We start from the raw sequence: 15,388 nt of genomic DNA on the forward strand, positions 1-15,388 counted from the left end.
GATGCATGCTCTCGAAATAAACAATACAGAGATGGGTGCATCGGGTTTGATGACATTCACCTCTGAGCAATAAGAGTAACCAGAGACAATGAGTAACGAATTTATTTACGGTATTCACGCGGTGAAAGCCGTACTAGAAAAAGATCCAGCACGTTTTATCGAAGCCTATGTACTGAAAGGGCGTCAAGACGATCGCCTTCTTCCATTACTGAATCAATTGCAGCAATTTGGCGTATCGATTCAACAAATGGGTCGTAAGCCGCTTGATGAAAAAGCACAAGGTGCGAATCACCAAGGTCTTATTGCTAAGGTGAAGCCTGCTAAGCAGCTTAATGAAACTCACCTAGACGATATCCTAGCGCAGCACGAACAGCCTCTGCTGTTGGTTCTAGACGGCGTAACAGACCCTCACAACCTAGGTGCTTGTCTGCGTAATGCGGATGCCGCAGGTGTTGCTGCTGTTATCGTACCTAAAGACCGCTCTTCGCCGCTAACAGCAACGGTAAGCAAGGTAGCGTGTGGTGCGGCTGAAACCGTTCCTCTAGTACGTGTAACCAATCTCGCTCGTACTATGCGTGCACTGCAAGAGCAGGGTGTATGGTTTGTGGGTACCGCAGGTGAAGCAACGCATGATATCTACCAAGCGAAGTTAACAGGCCCTCTTGCTGTGGTTATGGGTGCTGAAGGTGACGGTATGCGTCGTCTAACGCGTGAAACCTGTGATGACCTAATTAAGATCCCAATGTCAGGCAGCGTGTCGAGCCTAAACGTTTCAGTAGCATCGGGCATCTGTCTGTTCGAAGCGGTACGCCAGCGTTTAGCTCAATAGCGTTAAGCTGAGTAAAAAGACAAAGCGACTTTAAGTCTATGAATTTATTAACGCTCACCACTTGCTGGTGGGCGTTTCTTTTTAGGGCCTAGAGTGACAAATTGACAGAATCACAGATGGCTAGATGGCGACAGAAAAACTGTTTCATTATTAGCCAAATACCGCTTGCCAATACCGGGTTCTTTCTATAATATTTGCCGTCCTTAAAACTCGGTCATTTTTCTTTAGTTCCTTGCTTCCCTTGGACGACCGAGCCTTTCGTGGAAGCTAATAATCCGTAAGGAGCAACCAAATGCGTCATTATGAAATCGTATTCATGGTTCACCCTGATCAAAGCGAGCAAGTTGCTGGCATGATCGAGCGTTACACTGGTTCAATCACTGAAGCTGGTGGTACTATCCACCGTCTAGAAGACTGGGGCCGCCGTCAAATGGCTTACCCAATCAACAAACTTCACAAAGCTCACTACGTTCTTATGAACGTTGAAGCTGGCCAAGAAGTGATGGACGAGCTAGAAACTGCTTTCCGTTTTAACGATGCAGTTCTACGTAACATGATCATGCGCACTAAAGGCGCTGTGACTGAGCAATCTATCATGCTTAAGCAAAAAGAAGAGCGTGCAGAGCGTGCTCCTCGTCGTGATGACCGTGAAGAACGTGCACCACGTCGTGAAGAAGAAGCTAAGCCAGAAGCTGCTGCTGAGTAATTCTTTTTTGGCCTTTTAGGTCATTAAATTTTATTCAACTCGTTTAGGTATTCTCACTACAAGCATTTGCTTAGACTTATTTATAAGTTCGTGTGAGTACCGCATTATTAAATTTAGATCAGGAGATAGCCCATGGCTCGTTTCTTCCGTCGTCGTAAATTCTGCCGTTTTACTGCAGAAGGCGTACAAGAGATTGACTACAAAGACGTAGCAACTCTAAAAAACTACATCACTGAAGCTGGTAAAATTGTACCTAGCCGTATCACTGGTACAAGTGCTAAATACCAACGTCAGCTAGCTCGCGCTATCAAGCGTTCTCGTTACCTAGCACTACTACCGTACACTGACAAGCATCAGTAATCGGTAATAGTTAATAATAGTTTAAGAGGACTAAGATAATGCAAGTTATTCTACTTGATAAGATCGGTAACCTAGGTGGCCTTGGCGACCAAGTAAACGTTAAATCTGGTTACGCTCGTAACTTCCTTATCCCACAGGGTAAAGCAGTTATGGCAACTAAAGACAACGTTGCTATGTTCGAAACTCGTCGTGCAGAACTAGAAGCTAAAGTTGCTGAGCAACTAGCTGCTTCAGAAGCTCGCGCTGAGAGCGTTAACACTCTAGAAGGCGTTACAATCGCTTCTAAAGCTGGTGACGAAGGTAAACTATTCGGTTCTATCGGTACTCGTGACATCGCTGACGCTATTACAGCGGCAGGTGTTGCAGTAGCTAAGAGCGAAGTACGCCTACCTGAAGGCGCTCTACGTAACATCGGCGAATTCGAAGTAAGCATTCAACTTCACTCTGAAGTTTTTGCTACTGCGAAAATCGCTATCGTTGCAGCTGAGTAATTTCAGTACCAAGACGAATTCTTTCTTTTGAAAGTTTTAAACACCAGCTTCGGCTGGTGTTTTTTTATGTCTGCAATATGAGTTTTAAGCTCTTTGGAACAGTGACTATTGCAGGAGTAGAAAGCACTAGAGAGGAGGGGAGCTTACATAATAAAAAACGAGGGTGTTTTTTATTGATACACCGTTATACCAGCTCTCAAATTTAGAATTGAAAAAGTAGATTTACAGACAGTACGGAATCTTCTTTGTTCAACCCTTCAGGTACCTTGTCGTGGTACTGTCGAGAGTGAGCAATTTTTAGTGCGATATTGTCGGTAATATCGTTGATGGCTTCTAATTCAGTATCAAATTTTAGGTTGCTGTGGCCAGACACCAACGTCACATCGGCTTTAAGCTTCAAATTTTTCAATACCTGCCATGATGTATTTACATTGCCACGGAAAATCGCTTCTTCAACGATCTCTGGGAAGATGATGTCATCATCGTCTATTTCATCAAGGTTCGGTTCTTGGTAACGAAAACCCGGGCCCACTTCGACCTCCAACACAAACTCTTCTGTATTCGAAAACTGATAACCTAGACCGCTAGAAACGGTGTAGTCCTTAAAATAAGCACTGTATCGTGAATCGACCCCTTTAAAGCTGCCATAGAGGTAAGTTTTCGGACTTAACTTGTAGTCACTCTGAGCAGAATATGTCGATTGCCTTTTATCTTCTTCGCCATCTTTGTAGAGATTGTAGTATTTCCATTCGCCACTGGTTCTATGACGACCAGCCGTGTACTCACCGTTCAGGCGTGCATTCAGCGATCGAGAATCAGAATTACCAGTATGCGACTGATATCCAAATTCGACTTCAGTATTCAGTGGGTTCGGTAGTTCTGTGTCACTCGTATCACTTGGTGCGATATCCATATCTTTTTCAGGTGTCGGTGCAACGATGAGCGGCTCAGCAGCAGGTTCTGCTACCACTATCGAGTCGAGGATTGCATCAACAGAGGCTTTAGCATCATTCGCTAAGGCCAACGGAGTGCTCAGGAGGCCGATGCTTAGAAGACTAGAGCTTAGAAGACCAGTGCTCAGAGCCAATAATTTGGACACGCATACCTCAGTTATACAGTGAATGAATGGAAGGATCGTAATGCTACCTTTGGTTAATTCCGTCAGCAATAGGTAAATTCTTGCTGAAGAATAAAACAAACTCATAGGATCGGATTACAAACGGATGTTCTTGGGTATAATGAACGATCATTATTAGTTATTGAGTGTAGTCATAGTGGATACCAAAAGTCAGAAATCAGCCAACGATCAGGTGGACGCCATCAAGGTCCCGCCACATTCATTAGAAGCTGAGCAATCTGTTATTGGCGGTTTGTTATTGGATAACGAACGCTGGGATACGGTGGCCGAAAAGGTTGTGGCCAAAGACTTTTATAGCCGTCCTCACCGTCTGATCTTTGAAGCGGTAAAGGATATCCTTGAAGAAAGCTCTCCTCTGGATCTTATTACACTCTCTGAACATTTAGAGCTGCGTGAGCAACTTGAAGAAGTGGGTGGCTTTGCTTACCTTGCTGACCTAGCGAAAAATACGCCAAGTGCGGCAAACATCAATGCCTATGCTGATATCGTGGCACAACGTGCATTGGTGCGTAGCCTGATTGGTGTGGCAAATGAAATTGCGGATTCTGGTTATGACCCTCAAGGTCGTACATCGGAAGAACTTGTTGATCTTGCTGAGAGTAAAGTTTTCGCGATTGCCGAAGGCCGTGCAAGTGAAAACGAAGGTCCACAAAACGTTGATAGCATTCTAGAGAAGACGCTAGAACGTATCGAAATCTTATATAAATCGCCACAAGATGGTGTGACAGGTGTCGATACGGGTTTCAACGACCTCAATAAGAAAACGGCAGGCCTTCAGGGTTCTGACTTAATCATTGTTGCTGCGCGTCCATCGATGGGTAAAACCACGTTTGCGATGAACCTATGTGAAAACGCAGCGATGAAGCAAGACAAGCCAGTGTTAATCTTCTCGCTAGAGATGCCTGCTGAACAGCTGATGATGCGTATGCTCGCGTCACTTTCTCGCGTAGACCAAACCAAGATTCGTACCGGTCAGTTAGACGATGAAGATTGGGCTCGTATCTCGTCGAGTATGGGTATTCTGATGGATAAGAAGAATATGTATATCGATGATAGCTCGGGCTTAACACCAACAGAGGTGCGCTCGCGTGCTCGACGTATCGCTCGTGAGCATGATGGTATCTCTATGATCATGATAGATTACCTTCAATTAATGCGTGTACCTTCGTTATCTGATAACCGTACTCTAGAGATCGCCGAGATTTCTCGCTCATTGAAAGCACTCGCCAAAGAGCTCAACGTGCCAGTTGTGGCACTTTCTCAGCTTAACCGTTCCCTAGAGCAACGTGCTGATAAGCGCCCAGTAAACTCGGATTTGCGTGAATCAGGTTCGATCGAGCAAGATGCCGACTTAATCATGTTTATCTATCGTGATGAGGTTTATAACCCCGATAGTTCATTGAAAGGCATCGCTGAAATCATCCTTGGTAAGCAGCGTAACGGTCCGATCGGTTCGGTTCGTCTGACGTTCCAAGGTCAACACTCCCGATTTGATAACTATGCAGGTCCTGCATTTGATGATGAGTAATCACTAATGACTTACATGAAAGCAGCGACGGCGAGTATTGACTTAAACGCGCTTGAACATAACCTGAACCAGATAAAGTCGAAGGCTCCTCATTGCAAGGTAATGTCTGTTGTGAAAGCCAATGGCTACGGACATGGCTTACTGCATATTGCCAAACATTCAAAAAGCTCTGATGCTTTTGGTGTGGCGCGTATTGAAGAAGCATTACAGCTTCGTGCTGGTGGCATTGTTAAGCCTATTTTGTTGCTAGAAGGGTTTTATTCTTCGGGTGATTTGCCAATCTTGGTGACCAATAACATCCAAACGGTAGTGCATTGCGAAGAGCAATTAAGCGCGCTAGAGAATGCAGAGTTGGAAACACCTGTCGTGGTTTGGCTAAAAGTCGACAGTGGTATGCATCGCCTAGGTGCTCGTCCTGAGCAATACCAAAACTTTGTTGAGCGCTTACATCAATGTGCGAATGTCGCTAAACCTCTGCGCTACATGAGTCATTTCGGTTGTGCTGATGAACTTGATAGAGCAACCACCGTTGAACAGACCGAGCTTTTCTTATCGCTCACCGACGGTTGCGAAGGTGAGCGTTCACTTGCTGCTTCTGCGGGTCTATTAGCTTGGCCAGATAGCCACCTTGACTGGGTTCGCCCGGGAATTATCTCTTACGGTGTTTCTCCTTTTGCTGATAAATCAGCGCAAGATCTCGGCTTTTATCCTGTAATGACTTTGACCTCGCACCTGATAGCCGTTCGTGATGTTAAAGCGGGTGAAAGTGTTGGCTATGGCGGTAACTGGACCAGTGAGCGAGATACCAAGGTTGGTGTGATCGCGATAGGTTATGGTGATGGTTATCCTCGCACTGCTCCTAACGGCACTCCAGTATTCGTTAACGGCCGAAAAGTACCGATCGCAGGACGTGTATCAATGGACATGTTAACGGTTGATCTTGGCCCTGATGCGGCAGATAAAGTCGGTGATGAAGCAACATTATGGGGTAAAAATTTACCTTCAGAAGAAGTCGCAGAACATATCGGCACTATCGCTTACGAGCTGGTTACTAAGCTGACTTCGCGTGTTGCGATGGAGTACGTGAAGTAACTAATGTGAAGTAACTATGGATCCTATAAGTAAATGATGTTCATACGAACGACTCGATACTGGTTAATGTCTGCAATGGCATTACTCGGTGTCAGCTTGTCTTCTCCCGCTGTGAGTGAAGAAAAAGATTCAGCCTTTGTTCCTTTCTATTTTAGTACTGAAACCATGGGTAATACCTTCGGGGTTGCTGGTGTCGCAAAGGGTGTTTGGCAACCTCAAGCCGCTCTGTTTGGCATGGCGCTTTATTCAGATAAAGACAGCTACGTCGGTTTCTTATCAGCCTTTAACTTCGCACTGTCTGAGAACGTATTGTTCAGTACTCAGATGTACCAAGCTCGCTTTAACGAAAACCCGTATTACATTGGCCCTCAAGGCGATAATGATTCATCTATTGATGATAAAACCATTGCCGACGGCTTAGAAGAAAACTATCAGGTTGAGTTTAAGTATCTGCTGCCTTGGGGCAATGTTGCAGAGCATGGCTTGCTAGGGGCTTTCCAACCCATCAAAGATGTGAGCTTTGCTTCCCCATTAGAGTCAGGTGTCAGCTCGATTGTCTTTACGCCTTTCTATACGACTCGTGAGCTAGAAGGCTTAAACAATAGCGAACAAGCGACAGGTTTTAGTTTGGCGTTTGATTGGGATAACCGTGATAGCACACGCAACCCAACCAAGGGGTCTCATACCAATCTTGAGTTTACTACCGGCGCTGAAAGTTGGTCTAACGATGACTTATGGCTGAAGTGGACATTCCAAAACAGTCAGTATTTTGCATTGGGCCCTTTGGGGGATTTGTTCGACCAACAAGTCGTGGCATTTGATTTCTATACCGCTGACACACCTACGTGGGGCAACTGTTCAGGGCAAGATTGTGCTCGTCCACCGGAAACAGAACAAGCTCGACTCGGTGGCTTATATCGCTTAAGAGGTTATACCGGAGGCCGTTACCACGGTCGTTCTGCTATTCACTACTCTGCGGAATATCGAGTGCTTCCTGATTGGCAACCACTGGGCGATATCCCACTGATTAACTACTACGATTTGCCTTGGTGGCAGTGGGTGGCATTTGCTGAAGTCGGGCGTGTTGCTGATGAGTACGATATCAAAACACTGCACACAGACATGAAATGGAGCCTAGGCGGCGCAGTTCGTTTCCAGGTTGAAGGCATTGTTGTACGTGCTGAATTAGCGCGAGGCGGTGATGAAGGGACTTTTAGGGTTATGATAAACCAGCCTTTCTAATCTGGTTTTACTAACTCGACTAACTTATATTTTTAAAGGGTGACACATAACTGTGTCACCCTTTTTTGTTGCCTATCATTATGTTTGTTAAGCGGTATTTCACTGTTGATAACTTAACGTTACTCACCTTGAATGGTAGCAATAACGGTACGACTTCCGCCACAATCTCGGTGTTCACCTAAGTAAATGCCCTGCCATGTCCCTAATGCTAGACGACCATTGGTAATCGGAATTGTCACACTGGTGCCAAGTGTCGATGCTTTAATGTGAGCGGGCATATCATCATCACCTTCGTAGGTGTGCTTGTAGTAGGGTGCTCGTTCGGGCACAAACTTATTAAAGTGTGATTCCATATCAGTGCGGACAGTAGGGTCTGCGTTCTCATTTAGCGTAAGGCTAGCAGAAGTATGCTGAATGAATAGATGTAATAAACCAACAGACAGTGAATGGATATCGGATATCTGTTGTTCAATTTCATCAGTGATGAGATGAAATCCACGTTTTTGTGCGTGTAGGTGTATCGTCTTCTGAATCCACATACGCCATCCTCTATAATGTATTTGGAAAAAAAGTGGTTTAACGCTATCTTTTGAACTTGAATTTATCAGGTTTCGCTCACATTTAATGATGTGAGCGCTAGAGTCAGTACCGATTCTGCTATCAGGAAATCTAATTCTGATTTATCTCAAGGTACCGCTCTTCATATGCGGCATAATACGTCGTGAAAAAAAATTACAAAGAATCTTTCAGTGGTGATGCGATTTGGTCATCATAGAAAAATATAAACTTTCGCCTAATCGGGGGTTCTATTCATCACTTTGGTGACGTCTAGAATAAAACCTACAGTAACATCGAGATAGATATCATGTTGAAAAATATCAACCCAACGCAAACACAAGCGTGGAAAGCTCTAACGGCACATTTTGAGTCTGCTCAAGATATGGATATGAAAGAGCTATTTGCTCAAGATGCAAAGCGTTTCGAGAGCTTTTCTACTCGTTTCGGTTCAGACATCTTAGTGGATTACTCTAAGAACCTTATCGACGCTGAAACTATGCAGCACCTATTTGCTCTTGCAAACGAGACTGAAGTTAAGTCTGCAATCGAAGCAATGTTCGGCGGCGATGCGATCAACAAAACTGAAGGTCGTTCAGTTCTTCACACTGCGTTACGTAACCGTAGCGACAAGCCAGTAATGGTTGATGGCAAAGACGTAATGCCAGCAGTGAATGCAGTACTAGCAAAAATGGAACTGTTCACACACCGTATCGTTTCTGGTGAGTGGAAAGGTTACACAGGTAAAGAGATCACTGATGTAGTCAACATCGGTATCGGCGGTTCAGACCTTGGTCCATACATGGTAACTGAAGCACTTACGCCATACAAAACTCGCCTAAACATGCACTTTGTTTCTAACGTAGACGGCACTCACATCGTTGAGACACTTAAGCCTCTTAACCCAGAAACAACACTGTTCCTAGTGGCATCTAAGACATTTACCACTCAAGAAACAATGACGAACGCACACTCTGCGCGTGATTGGTTCTTGGCTGAAGCGGGCGACTCAGCACACGTTGCTAAGCACTTCGCAGCACTATCAACAAACGCAGCTTCAGTTGCTGAGTTTGGTATTGATACTGACAACATGTTCGAATTCTGGGATTGGGTAGGCGGTCGTTACTCACTATGGTCAGCGATCGGTCTTTCTATCTCACTATCTATCGGCTTCGATAACTTCGCTGAGCTACTCGATGGCGCACACGAGATGGATAACCACTTTGCTTCAACGGAATTTGAAAGCAACATTCCAGTGATCCTTGCGTTAATTGGTGTTTGGTACAACAACTTCCACGGCGCTGAGTCAGAAGCAATTCTACCTTACGATCAATACATGCACCGTTTTGCTGCTTACTTCCAGCAAGGCAACATGGAATCTAACGGTAAATTCGTTGACCGTGAAGGCAACCCAGTAGAATACCAAACAGGCCCTATCATCTGGGGTGAACCTGGTACAAACGGTCAGCACGCGTTCTACCAACTGATTCACCAAGGCACTAAGCTGATCCCATCAGACTTCATTGCTCCGGCTATCAGCCACAACCCAGCATCTGATCACCACCAGAAGCTAATGTCTAACTTCTTTGCTCAAACTGAAGCGCTAGCTTTCGGTAAGACAAAAGAGACAGTAGAGGCTGAATTCCTAGCGGCAGGCAAAACAGCTGAAGAAATTGCTGAGCTAGTACCTTTCAAAGTATTTGAAGGTAACCGCCCAACGAACTCGATTCTTGTTAAGCAAATCAACCCTCGCTCTTTAGGTAACCTAATCGCGATGTACGAGCACAAGATCTTCGTTCAAGGCGTTATCTGGAACATCTTCAGCTTCGACCAATGGGGTGTAGAACTTGGTAAGCAACTAGCAAACCAAATTCTTCCAGAGCTTGCAGACGATGCACAAGTAACGTCTCACGACAGCTCTACTAATGGTCTAATCAACGCATTTAAAGCGCTAAAAGCTTAAGACTGTTTAAGTAACACCAAGTCATAACTGTAAACGCCAACCTTTCGGTTGGCGTTTTTTATGTCCGTTGATTTTACGGCAATAAAAAAGGCTGACGTATGTACGTCAGCCTTTCGCTTTTTATTTACTCGATTGTCTCTATTCGAAACAGATCTCGATGAAAGCATTACCCCACTGAGATGAGAAAGGCATGATGATGATTGCGCCTTCACACTTGTGACGAATAGTATGGCCTTTACCTGAAACCACGATTGGCGTTGCCATATCGAAGTCAAAGCCGCTTTCTGCAAGAATTCGCTTTGCGCCACCGGTTACCATGTTAGTGATTTCACCCACCATATCGGTCACTTCTTCGTTCAAACCGTTTGGTCGTTCACCTAGCATGTTTTCCATGATTTCTAGAGCAAGCCCTTCATCAAAGGTGATCGACATTGAGCCACGAGACTGTGTACCAACCATACCAATTAGGCCGGACACATCACCACGAGCGATTTCATCTTTCTTCACTCTTGGTTTCTGAGGCTTTAATTCTAGAGATGCCATCGTTTTTAGTACGTTCATCAAAGAAGCTAAAAACGGGTTTACAAATTCAGCGCGCATAATGTTCTTCTATAATCTTATTCTTTCATTTCGGAGGAGCAAGTTTGGCAAATGCCATGTGATTCAATGACATGGTTGGTCAGCTTGAATCCATGCTGCTCGGCGTTACTCGCGAGTAGGGCGACAAGCGCATCGTCTTGTAATTCTATCACAGTGCCACATTTATCGCAGATCAGTAATTGGGAAAAATGCGTGTTGGCATTGCAAGAGCAGCAGCATATAAAGCTATTCGTTGACTCAACTCGGTGAATGAACCCTTGCTCTAACAAAAAATCCAAAGCGCGATAAACTGTAGGAGGCTTGGCTTGCGGTTCACTGACTTTCAATTGTTCTAATAATTCATAAGCACTGGAGGCTTTTTTATTAGATAGGATAAGCTCAAACACTCGCTTTCTTTGGGGTGTTAGCCTAACACCTCGCGATACGCATATCCCTTCAACTTGCTCTATTAATGTGTGGTCCAAATTTTTCACCGTTCAATCAAACATCCCCATTCAGCCCCTATTGCTAGGTAACCTTGTTTGAGGAGACATTGATTTTATTAAAGTCAGGTACAGAGCGTATTGTGACCTACGACTTTGAATAAGACAAGGTAACTCAAAACGACAGTGTGACTCAAGGCATAACTGATTAATTGAGCTGAATTAGAGATCTGGTGAATGAGTTTAAAAATACAAGGTGCAACAATATGCTTATCGGGCGGAAGTTCTCAATCGACATTGGCCTGTCATCGGCTAAAAAGGGTTTAGCGTTACTTGGCGCGGGAGCGGCTTTGGTATCTGGTCACCCTGAACTTATCACAGCTAGCGTATCGGCAGACGGTATTCAATTCGGTGGCATTATTGGTGTAAGTGCTCCAATAGTATTTGGCCTATGGGAAACCCTACGTAATGAGTTTAAGTAAATGGCAGAGTATCAAACACTAATAGTTGCGGTAGCTAGTGCCTTGTCTAGCAGGGGGGGGGTGGTATTACGCTTAAAACGGATGTTAAGTGGCTGCGTTTGATGATGGAGAAGATGGATGAGCGGCTGACTCGACTTGAAAGTAAAAGCCCTCATTGAGAGGGCTTTATCGTAAACCATGTACCGTCCTAAATATGGTTGACACATTTCCAACATGAAATTGGAGAGTGTCATGAAAACAACAAGTAGACGTACTCAACGAGATTATTCTCTTGCCTTTAAATTGGCAGTCGTAAGCCAAGTTGAAAAAGGCGAAATGACTTATAAGCAAGCTCAAGAACGTTATGGGATCCAAGGTCGCTCTACCGTTTTAGTTTGGCTTCGCAAACATGGTCAACTAGATTGGTCTAAAGGAATAGAACAATCGAGAGCGTTAGGAGCGACTATGTCAAACTCTTCCTCAACTCAAACCCCAGAGCAACGAATCAAAGAACTCGAGCAGCAATTAGAAGAAACTCAGCTCAAAGCTGAGTTCTTTGAAGCGGTTGTAAAAGTCATGGATCGAGATTTCGGAGTCCGAATTTCAAAGAAGCGCAAGGCCGAGTTATTAAGGAAAAAACGGTCAGAAAGTTGACCGTTACTAAAGCTTGTCACTTCATAGGTATTACACGACAAGCTTTCTACAAGCGCTGTGTTGCAGAAATTCATCAGACAAAGAAAGATGAATATGTGCTCGGTTTTGTGAAGGAGCAAAGGATGATGCATCCTCGAATAGGGGCTCGTAAGATCAAGTATTTACTTGCTCAGAACGATATTGAAATCGGGCGAGACCGCTTATTCTCTCTGCTGAGAGTGAATCGATTATTAGTACAGAATCGAAGGGCTTACCATCGAACCACAAACAGTAATCATCGCTTTTACTGCCATCCAAATCGAATCAAAGAAGGCTTAATACCGGAAGGACCGGAGCAATTATGGGTTGCCGATATTACTTATCTAGCAACGCGGCGTGGTAGTACTTATCTCAGTTTAGTGACGGACGCTTACTCAAGAAAAATCGTGGGCTATCACATAAGTGATGATATGAAAGCTCACACGGTCAAGCAGGCCTTTTTAAACGCGCTGAAAGGGCGGAAGAATACAGGTGAGCTTGTCCATCACTCAGATAGAGGTGTTCAGTACTGCTCTGTTGAATACCAAGAGTTGCATCGACAGTATGGTGTATCTTGCTCAATGACTGATGGCTATGACTGTTATCAGAATGCGTTGGCAGAGAGGGTCAACGGAATATTGAAGATGGAGTATCTGTTGAATAAGCCTAATGATTTAGATGAAGCAAAGAAAATGGTCGCTGAATCAGTAAAAATCTATAATGAATATAGGCCTCACACAGCTCTAAAATACAAAACGCCCGATGAAGTACATCGAGCGTTTTAGTCAATCAAGTGTCAACCCATATCAGGACGGGTCACCATTAATCAACTAGTACTTCTTCATCAAGAATCACTCCCTCAGTATATTCTGAGTAATTCGCGCGTAGGTACTGCAAACCATCTGTCGCGTTAATATCGAGGTCCAAATGTTCTCGGACAAACTCTAATCGGTGTTTGCATTCTTTGATTAGTTGTCCCCAAGTCTTGACCTGAATTGTCATATTGTCGGTTTGGTGGAAAATGCCTTGGCCAGTTTTATCTCTTTCTAGAGTTGAGTTAGTAAAATCGTCAGTATCGTTGGAAACAATCCAAAAGTTCCATTTTACGTCTAGTTTATTGAACCTTTCGTCTTTGGCTACGGCGAAAGCATAGGATTGAATCTGGTTTAACTCCGCCATGCCGATAGGCACTTTAGGCGCTTTTAATTCGATAACTAAATGTTCAAGTTGTTCTGCGTGGTTTTTAGGCACTGAACGAGTTAGCATTAAGTCAACAATTCCACGAGTTTGATCAACTCTCGTTACAGGTTGATTTGGCTTTAAATCAATCTTCTTTGCTTCTAGGTGTTTTACTAGGACTTCAGTTAAAGAGCGGTCATTCACAGAAAGTGAGAATGCATCTCCAAATACCCATGTGTTTTCAGCAAGAATTTTGTGGAGCTGAGTTCTTTCTTTGAGCACTTTTTTCTTATCAGGGGCAAATATTATCTGCTCTAAACCAACAATGAACTTGAGTCTGTCAGCAATGATTTTAGAAGCATTAATTATTGAAGTAAGACTAATATCTTGCAGTAGCTCTGCAAGTTCTTTTTGCTTCTTGACTGTTAAGTTCAATACTTCTTCCAAAATCAATTGAAGATCATTAGGGTTAGAAGCAACGATTTGTTGTAAAAGTCTAAACTGTAATCTCTTTACTTTGACTGGAGACTTTTCAAACTCTGGAAGTTCACGACTAATGTTGATAGCCAAAACATCAAACATCTGTCTTTCTACTTCTTCTACCGCGTCGTCTGTTTTCCCTGTATATGGATAGATATTGTCATCTTTCCATTGCTGAATTATCCCCGCTGATTTTTCAATTCTTCTTAGGTAGAAATGAGTTCTTAATGCAGTGAGCGCTTCTTCTATAGGTTTAGATAACGATGGCTCTAAAGAGCCTAAGCTTAATACCCCTTTACTAGAAAGTTGACTTATGTGTTCGGATACTAAGTAGGCAGTATAGTTAAAGTCACTTGTTCCTCGAATTGTCTTATCATGCGTGTGTAGTGGGAAACTGTTTGAGTCACAGAAATGCAGCTCATTCTTTGTGTCACACTTCCATTCTATGACCTTTAATGAGTAATCATGTGATTCATCATTAAAAACAACAGCTGGTAAATCTAAAGTTTGCTGGTGAGCAATTTGCTCTGTTGGGTCAATTTTTTTCGAGTTAATGTAAAGGCTAGCACTTGGGTATTTAGATAGATAAATGGCAAACAAACAAGAAATATGGTTTGTTAAACCACTTTCCGAAATACTTAGCCCTTTATTTGTTAATTCAGAAATTGTAACGGTGGTGCCTGTTTTATTGAGGGAGTTGGGTGCATTGTCATCTTTGAGGGTGAACTTACCAATTTCCTCAGACTTTCCTACGATAGAAAGAGCGAGGTAGTCACCCTTATCTTCGTCGAAGTAAACGGTGTCCCAATCAATAATTCTGCCTAACGAGAAAGGCTTGAAACGACCTTGTCCTTCTTTACCATGTAAAAATCGTCCGTTAGGTGTTTTTTGCTGATACTTTTTCCATGAACCGCCTAGTTTGCTGAAGTGTTCATCTGCGATCTTGTTAGATATACCAATACCGTCATCAGTGATTTCAATTTTACTCAAGCCACCCATAATAGGGTCGTCGCAAAGCTTTATTGTAACTTTGTTTGCATCAGCATCGAAAGCGTTCCAAACTAGCTCTGAGATTGCTGCGTAGGCCGCACTATTGGATACTTTATTAAGGTGATCGCTTTCTACTTCAACTTTTAGGGTTCTGGTTGCCATGACGGATTAAGCCTTATTATGATATTTGGTGCGTAATTTACCATTTAGCGGTATTTTGACTAGTATTCTTTAAGTTATTTTTGAGTGTAGTCGCTTATAATTGTTTTGAATCACGATTAGTTCAGAGTCTTTTGTTTTTGATGAAGTTTATGCGGAAACAACTGCGTATAAGCTTGCCATAGGATATTCAAGTTCCTATGTCCTGTTACTTGAGCAACTTCTTCAATTGAGTAGCCCTTCTCAAATAACCGACTTGCCCCTTCTCTTCGTAAGTCGTGATACCTCAAATCTTCAATACCCAATTCGTTTCTCACTCGCTGAAAGCCTGCGCTTACACGACGCGAGTTGTACGGGAAAATAAGTTCGTCTTTGTTCCTGAATGTTTTCGATTCCCTGTGTATAATCGCCCAATTATTTTTGACTACAATGTCCACTGTGAAGCGTGATTCACCGCTTTGAAGTGTTCTTTTTTAATGCTAGATGCCTTCGTTCCACTCCATCAATACGTACTATAGGCG

General features: G+C 43.5%; 16 protein-coding genes. 10 read left to right on the plus strand and 6 right to left on the minus strand.

Going from position 1 to position 15,388, the window contains the following annotated elements; all coding sequences use genetic code 11:
• Positions 1-88: 88 nt before the first annotated feature.
• The 4 genes from rlmB (at position 89) to rplI (ending at position 2,386) form a co-directional block, all read left to right on the plus strand.
• A complete protein-coding gene (gene rlmB, locus Q5H80_RS01230; RefSeq protein WP_004735856.1) occupies positions 89-829 on the plus strand; it encodes a 23S rRNA (guanosine(2251)-2'-O)-methyltransferase RlmB in 741 nt (246 codons plus the stop codon).
• Positions 830-1,121: 292 nt separating this feature from the next.
• A complete protein-coding gene (gene rpsF, locus Q5H80_RS01235; RefSeq protein ID WP_004735855.1) occupies positions 1,122-1,535 on the plus strand; it encodes a 30S ribosomal protein S6 in 414 nt (137 codons plus the stop codon).
• Between the two features lie 132 nt (positions 1,536-1,667).
• On the plus strand, positions 1,668-1,895 hold the full coding sequence (gene rpsR, locus Q5H80_RS01240; protein ID WP_000090472.1) for a 30S ribosomal protein S18: 228 nt from the start codon (positions 1,668-1,670) through the stop codon (positions 1,893-1,895).
• Between the two features lie 38 nt (positions 1,896-1,933).
• Complete coding sequence (gene rplI / locus Q5H80_RS01245) at positions 1,934-2,386, plus strand: 50S ribosomal protein L9 (protein WP_009847890.1); 453 nt, start codon at positions 1,934-1,936, stop codon at positions 2,384-2,386.
• Between the two features lie 202 nt (positions 2,387-2,588).
• On the opposite strand, the gene Q5H80_RS01250 is transcribed toward rplI, so the two are convergent.
• A complete protein-coding gene (locus Q5H80_RS01250; RefSeq protein ID WP_304567731.1) occupies positions 2,589-3,485 on the minus strand; it encodes a DUF481 domain-containing protein in 897 nt (298 codons plus the stop codon).
• A 175-nt stretch (positions 3,486-3,660) separates the two neighbouring features.
• On the opposite strand from Q5H80_RS01250, the gene Q5H80_RS01255 reads away from it, so the two are divergent.
• From Q5H80_RS01255 to Q5H80_RS01265, 3 genes are read left to right on the plus strand one after another with little or no spacing between them, the layout of a single operon-like run.
• Positions 3,661-5,052, plus strand: a complete 1,392-nt coding sequence (locus tag Q5H80_RS01255; protein WP_009847892.1) for a replicative DNA helicase — start codon at positions 3,661-3,663, stop codon at positions 5,050-5,052.
• 6 nt (positions 5,053-5,058) lie between these two features.
• Positions 5,059-6,144 carry an alanine racemase gene (gene alr / locus Q5H80_RS01260; protein ID WP_304567733.1) on the plus strand — a complete coding sequence of 362 codons (1,086 nt, stop codon included), beginning with the start codon at positions 5,059-5,061 and terminating at the stop codon, positions 6,142-6,144.
• 36 nt (positions 6,145-6,180) lie between these two features.
• Positions 6,181-7,386: a BamA/TamA family outer membrane protein gene (locus Q5H80_RS01265; protein ID WP_304569361.1), complete on the plus strand. Its 1,206-nt coding sequence runs from the start codon at positions 6,181-6,183 to the stop codon at positions 7,384-7,386.
• A 119-nt stretch (positions 7,387-7,505) separates the two neighbouring features.
• On the opposite strand, the gene Q5H80_RS01270 is transcribed toward Q5H80_RS01265, so the two are convergent.
• Entirely contained in the window at positions 7,506-7,925 is a 420-nt protein-coding gene (locus Q5H80_RS01270) for a secondary thiamine-phosphate synthase enzyme YjbQ (RefSeq protein WP_009847895.1), read from the minus strand.
• A 326-nt stretch (positions 7,926-8,251) separates the two neighbouring features.
• Here Q5H80_RS01270 and pgi point away from each other — a divergent pair, with 326 nt between their 5' ends.
• A complete protein-coding gene (gene pgi / locus Q5H80_RS01275; protein WP_304567736.1) occupies positions 8,252-9,904 on the plus strand; it encodes a glucose-6-phosphate isomerase in 1,653 nt (550 codons plus the stop codon).
• A 138-nt stretch (positions 9,905-10,042) separates the two neighbouring features.
• On the opposite strand, the gene Q5H80_RS01280 is transcribed toward pgi, so the two are convergent.
• Positions 10,043-10,504 (minus strand): chemotaxis protein CheX, encoded by a 462-nt coding sequence (locus tag Q5H80_RS01280; RefSeq protein ID WP_009847897.1) that lies wholly within the window; start codon positions 10,502-10,504, stop codon positions 10,043-10,045.
• A 17-nt stretch (positions 10,505-10,521) separates the two neighbouring features.
• The gene (zur, locus tag Q5H80_RS01285) at positions 10,522-10,977 is read right to left on the minus strand and encodes a zinc uptake transcriptional repressor Zur (protein WP_012603115.1); all 456 of its coding nucleotides are present in this window, start codon (positions 10,975-10,977) and stop codon (positions 10,522-10,524) included.
• A 215-nt stretch (positions 10,978-11,192) separates the two neighbouring features.
• On the opposite strand from zur, the gene Q5H80_RS01290 reads away from it, so the two are divergent.
• Positions 11,193-11,408, plus strand: coding sequence for a hypothetical protein (locus Q5H80_RS01290; protein ID WP_304567742.1), 216 nt, complete (start codon positions 11,193-11,195; stop codon positions 11,406-11,408).
• Positions 11,409-11,639: 231 nt separating this feature from the next.
• Positions 11,640-12,844, plus strand: a protein-coding gene (locus tag Q5H80_RS01295; RefSeq protein WP_304566376.1) for an IS3-like element ISVisp4 family transposase whose coding sequence is annotated in 2 segments (ribosomal slippage) — positions 11,640-12,027 and positions 12,027-12,844 — 1,206 coding nt in all. Because the reading frame shifts where the segments join, the coding sequence is not laid out codon by codon here.
• Positions 12,845-12,881: 37 nt separating this feature from the next.
• On the opposite strand, the gene Q5H80_RS01300 is transcribed toward Q5H80_RS01295, so the two are convergent.
• Both Q5H80_RS01300 and Q5H80_RS01305 read right to left on the minus strand, forming a co-directional pair.
• Positions 12,882-14,870 carry an ATP-binding protein gene (locus tag Q5H80_RS01300; RefSeq protein ID WP_304567744.1) on the minus strand — a complete coding sequence of 663 codons (1,989 nt, stop codon included), beginning with the start codon at positions 14,868-14,870 and terminating at the stop codon, positions 12,882-12,884.
• Between the two features lie 116 nt (positions 14,871-14,986).
• Positions 14,987-15,304, minus strand: coding sequence for a tyrosine-type recombinase/integrase (locus tag Q5H80_RS01305; RefSeq protein WP_304567746.1), 318 nt, complete (start codon positions 15,302-15,304; stop codon positions 14,987-14,989).
• Between the last annotated feature and the right edge of the window lie 84 nt (positions 15,305-15,388).

It is taken from the genome of Vibrio sp. SNU_ST1, from assembly GCF_030563405.1.
Lineage (GTDB): Bacteria > Pseudomonadota > Gammaproteobacteria > Enterobacterales > Vibrionaceae > Vibrio.

Bases quoted from the DNA above. Each gene is read 5' to 3' on its own strand.
- rplI (WP_009847890.1), top strand. From the start codon at position 1,934: ATGCAAGTTATTCTACTTGATAAGATCGGTAACCTAGGTGGCCTTGGC.
- rpsR (WP_000090472.1), top strand. From the start codon at position 1,668: ATGGCTCGTTTCTTCCGTCGTCGTAAATTCTGCCGTTTTACTGCAGAA.
- rpsF (WP_004735855.1), top strand. From the start codon at position 1,122: ATGCGTCATTATGAAATCGTATTCATGGTTCACCCTGATCAAAGCGAG.
- pgi (WP_304567736.1), top strand. From the start codon at position 8,252: ATGTTGAAAAATATCAACCCAACGCAAACACAAGCGTGGAAAGCTCTA.
- Q5H80_RS01300 (WP_304567744.1), bottom strand. From the start codon at position 14,870: ATGGCAACCAGAACCCTAAAAGTTGAAGTAGAAAGCGATCACCTTAAT.
- Q5H80_RS01280 (WP_009847897.1), bottom strand. From the start codon at position 10,504: ATGCGCGCTGAATTTGTAAACCCGTTTTTAGCTTCTTTGATGAACGTA.
- alr (WP_304567733.1), top strand. From the start codon at position 5,059: ATGACTTACATGAAAGCAGCGACGGCGAGTATTGACTTAAACGCGCTT.
- rlmB (WP_004735856.1), top strand. From the start codon at position 89: ATGAGTAACGAATTTATTTACGGTATTCACGCGGTGAAAGCCGTACTA.
- Q5H80_RS01270 (WP_009847895.1), bottom strand. From the start codon at position 7,925: ATGTGGATTCAGAAGACGATACACCTACACGCACAAAAACGTGGATTT.
- Q5H80_RS01290 (WP_304567742.1), top strand. From the start codon at position 11,193: ATGCTTATCGGGCGGAAGTTCTCAATCGACATTGGCCTGTCATCGGCT.
- Q5H80_RS01265 (WP_304569361.1), top strand. From the start codon at position 6,181: ATGTTCATACGAACGACTCGATACTGGTTAATGTCTGCAATGGCATTA.